4 protein-coding genes are annotated in these 4536 nt (G+C 34.7%); all 4 read left to right on the forward strand.

What is annotated here, in order from left to right:
• Nucleotides 1–116: 116 nt before the first annotated feature.
• The 4 genes from C1Y58_RS26035 to C1Y58_RS26050 all read left to right on the forward strand — a co-directional run bounded on the left by C1Y58_RS26035 (nt 117) and on the right by C1Y58_RS26050 (nt 4138).
• Nucleotides 117–947: a transporter permease gene (locus tag C1Y58_RS26035; protein ID WP_105620077.1), complete on the forward strand. Its 831-nt coding sequence runs from the start codon at nt 117–119 to the stop codon at nt 945–947.
• A 237-nt stretch (nt 948–1184) separates the two neighbouring features.
• A complete protein-coding gene (locus C1Y58_RS26040) occupies nt 1185–1745 on the forward strand; it encodes a nucleoside/nucleotide kinase family protein (RefSeq protein ID WP_105620078.1) in 561 nt (186 codons plus the stop codon).
• A 155-nt stretch (nt 1746–1900) separates the two neighbouring features.
• On the forward strand, nt 1901–3064 hold the full coding sequence (locus C1Y58_RS26045; RefSeq protein WP_105620079.1) for a DUF4303 domain-containing protein: 1164 nt from the start codon (nt 1901–1903) through the stop codon (nt 3062–3064).
• Between the two features lie 300 nt (nt 3065–3364).
• Complete coding sequence (locus C1Y58_RS26050; RefSeq protein WP_105620080.1) at nt 3365–4138, forward strand: transporter permease; 774 nt, start codon at nt 3365–3367, stop codon at nt 4136–4138.
• Nucleotides 4139–4536 lie beyond the last annotated feature (398 nt).

Genomic DNA, 4536 nt, shown 5'->3' on the forward strand with positions numbered 1-4536 from the left:
CTTCACCTGGTGCAAGCACCACCAAGAAGAAGGGCTCTGAGGGACCGGGTCAGGGACGTCGGAAATACGAGACGTTATACAACAAAACTTACTAAAGCTTAAAAGTGTTTAAGTATGTGATTTTACTAGTAGACATAGACGCATGGATGAATAGGAAAGGGCTTGGGATACGTATGGTTAAGGTTATTAATTCATTAGGAAATTACATGAGGGGAAAATGGAATGGATTTATTTGGTTACTCATCATAAGCATATCTTTTTACATGTGTCTTGATACAAAATATGTGTCGGCCTTAGGTGATTCTATTATTGAACGTATAGGGCTGAAATCATGGAGTGCAGGCGATAAAGGGCTACATCTTACAGTGTTATATTTTGGTGTTATAATCATTACTGGTCTATTTGTTATAGAGAAAAGCTTAATTATACCGAAGAAAATAAAAAGATGGAAAGCGTTCATGATTTTCGTATTACTAGTAAGTTTGAGTCATCTAATCACAACTTCGGTACTGATTAGTATAAAGAGTAACTCACCAGGAGTGCTAAGTGTAGGTTTTGATAAAACAAGTGAAGGATATTACGAGATTGAATATAATGGCGACAAACTTATAGACTTTGATGTCAAGCTTGAATTGAGAAATTATAGCGATGAAGATAAACAATTTAGTATTCAGTTTGAGAAGAAATATAAAGAAGAACATTCAAAAGAGATTTTTACTATTTATGATAAAGAAAATAATATTGCAGTCTTCAGTTTAGAGGCTAGAGCAGAAAAAATATTTGAAATAGATCCAGAGAATTATTACATAGAAAGAGAGCAGACTGGAAGAGATGATATATATTCCTCAAGGGGGTCTATACAGGAGGTAATGTTAATTAATAAGCAGGGTGATTCAGTTAGATTACATAAAGATAATTTTTTAGGAGAAGGAATAGAAAAACAATAAGGTCCGTAAGTTTCATCGTATAACAATGGATTTGCATAAAGTTTGGGCAAGGGTCAAGAAGCCTTCTGGGATATGCCCTCACACATTCCTCAACCTAAGATAGGAGCTATCTAAGGTTGAGAAACGTCGCAAATCCCAGACGTTAGCGGACATTTCCTTTTAAGGTATTCCTCTAGGGGGGGGGGATGAGCAAAAAGACTATTGAAGTATGATCTAAAAATAGAATGAGGGATTAAATTGAAAACTAATAGACCAAATGTGATAGCAATTTCAGCGGTTTCCGGTGGTGGTAAAACTACTATTATAAATAACTTGAAAGAGAAGTTACCAAACGTAAAAACATTTTATTTTGATGACTATGATTTTAATGGTCCAAAAGATTTTAAAGAATGGGTTGAAAATGGAGCAGATTATAATGAGTGGGATTTAGACCCATTTATCAGTGATATAAAATGTCTTCTCAGCAATAAATCATCAGTGGAGTGGATCTTATTAGATTATCCATTTGCTTATAAGAATGATTGTATGAGTAAATACATTGACTATGCACTATTTATAGATACACCTTTAGATATAGCTATGGCACGAAGAATTTTAAGAGACTTTGGTAATACATCTAAAAAGAATATAAGTGATGAACTTACATGCTATATGAATTTTGGGAGAGCAGCATATATAGAGATGCTTAATCAAGTAAAACCCAGTTCGGATATGATAATAGATGGTTTGCTAGATATAGATGAAATAGTTAGCTCTATATTACAATCAATAATTAAAGAAGAGGAAACGATCCTCTAACAATAAATTTGCACAAGGTTCGGGCGAGGGTCATAAAGCCTCTTGGGATATGCCTTCACACATTCCTCAACCTAAGATAAGAGCTATCTAAGGTTGAGAAATGTCGCAAATCCGAGACGTTAGAGGAAATTCATTATCTGATAAGAGGAGATTTTATGTTATATAAGAGATTATTGAAGAGGAATCATTTTCAGCAGTTAGAGAAAGAATTGAAGGTTGCTTGTCTAGAAGTAATAGAGAAGTTACGAACTAGTGATGATAATGATGATATCTATGCCTTTGCTCTAGATGTTGATGAGGATTATGGGACGATAGTTATTGCTGTTAATAGTGAGTCACTACTTTCAGCACGGATTCAAGAAGTATATCCTACATATACAGAGGAGCGAATCAATGGTGTTTCTGGATTAAAGTACAACACTGGTGATTTCTCACTAACATATCCTGCAGACAACATGTCTGAGAATTTGAAGGTATTATCAAATACATACTATGACGTCCTTGTGAATGCTGACTACTCAAGATATGAAAAGCAAATATTTCAGTACAAATGTAAGTTCTTAGAGACGATGGTTTCTGTCCTAGACGGCATTAGTGGTGCATTTTCTAAACTGAATACAACGGATGATTTTATCTACTATGTCATTCAGCATGATGTTTCTGAGGAAGATATTCTCAGCTTGATGAGAAGGACAAATTCGTGTAATCGTATTAACTCTATTTTCCCTGAGTTTGAAGGTTTCGACAGTTTTAAGCTGGACATTACTAGTTCTATGAGTAAGCATGAGCAGGTTAAGTATTGGATTCAGTGTTACCTTGATTTTATGATGGAGCATGAATCACAGAGTGTAAGAAGACTTCATAAGCTGAAGAAGAATAGATTCGATGTTAAGAATGAGATTATAGATTTAGGTGAGTATTCAATTGATGAGTTATTGATTTTAGCTGAAAGGTATGGAAGAGAACTTGAACATACCTTTGAGTGGCTAATACCTATGAAAGAAAGACTCAAATTATTGAGAACCTGGACGGATGAAGAAAAGAAGATATATACTTCGAGAACTATTGAAGGTGAGTTGGCAGTTGATTTCTTAATGATGATTAAGGAGATTGGGCGTGTTGATGCTGCGACCACGCAGAGGCTATATAATCTTCTAAATGATGTGTTTCAGAAGAACAGAGAGTTTAGAAGGAATGGGTTAGTGATTCCAGTGATAGCAAGAACATTGCATACAATTGATCCTACTAAGTATCCAGAACCTGTGATAGGAAGTAGCGATAATAAATTGGTGAACTATAAGGAATTTGGTTTGAGTTGAAGTTTTTCTTATGGAGACGATAATGAACTGCCTCTAACAATAGATTTGCACAAGGCTCGGGCGATGGTCATAAAACCTATAGGGATATGCCCTCACACATTCCTCAACCTAAGTCCGTCGGAGCGCTCAGCACATTAGTCACATACGTGACATGAGCACCTCTTCGCTCTAAGGTTGAGTAACGTCGCAAATCCGGAACGTTATACAACAAAACTTACCAAAGCTTAAAAGTGTTTAGCTATGTGATTTTACTGTTAGACATAGACGCATGGATGAATAGGAAAGGGATGGGGATACGTTATGGTTAAGGTTATTAATTCCTTAGGAAATTACATGAGGGAGAAATGGAATGGATTTATTTGGTTACTCATCGTAAGTATATCTTTTTACATGTGTCTTGATACAAAATATATGTCGGCTTTAGGTGATACTTTTATTGAACTTATAGGGTTAAAATCATGGAGTGCAGGTGATAAAGGGCTACATCTTACAGTGTTATATTTTGGTGTTATAATCATTACTGGTCTATTTGTTATTGAGAAAAGCTTAATTATACCGAAGAAAATAAAAAGATGGAAAGCGTTCATGATTTTCGTATTACTAGTAAGTTTAAGTCATCTAATCACAACTTCTGTACTGATTAGTATAAAGAGTAACTTACCAGGATTACTAAGTGTAGGTTTTGATAAAACAAGTGAAGGGTATTACGAGATTGAATATAATGGCGACAAACTTATAGACTTTGATATCAAGCTTGAACTGAGAAATTATAGCGATGAAGATAAACACTTTAGTATTCAGTTTGAGAAGAATTATAAAGAAGAAGGTTCAAAAGAGATTTTTACTATTTATGATAAAGAAAATAATATTGCAGTCTTCAGTTTAGAGGCTAAAGAAGAAAAAATATTTGAAATAGATTCAAAGAAGTATTACATAGAAAGAGATCAGACTGGAAGAGATGATATATATTCCTCAAGGGGGCCTGTACAGGAAGTAATATTAGTTAATAAGCAGGATGATTCAGTTAGATTACATAAAGATAATTTTTTAGGAGAAGGAATAGAAAAGCAATAAGGGTCCGTAAGTTTCATCGTATAACAATGGATTTGCATAAAGTTCGGGCAAGGGTCAAGAAGCCTTTTGGGATATGCCCTCACACATTCCTCAACCTAAGTCCGTCGGAGCACTCGGCACATTAGCCCTTTGCAGGGCATGAGCACCTTCGCTCTAAGGTTGAGAAACGTCGCAAATCCGGAACGTTATAAGAAATTTAATCACATTTTTAACTCAATGAGTGTATCATTGGTGGTGATTTATAGAGGGTTATTTATACGGGAGAAGATAGATTATCATAAAATCATAGTAATTTATGATAATTGCGATTTCTGTTAAGTTTGTTTTGCGAATCCACTTTTTTAAGACTAAAATAACTTGTAGAATATGTATAGGAAACTCTCACTTTTGTGTAATGA

The sequence above is a fragment of the Vallitalea okinawensis genome (assembly GCF_002964605.1).
Classification (GTDB): Bacteria; Bacillota; Clostridia; order Lachnospirales; family PQDH01; genus Vallitalea_A; species Vallitalea_A okinawensis.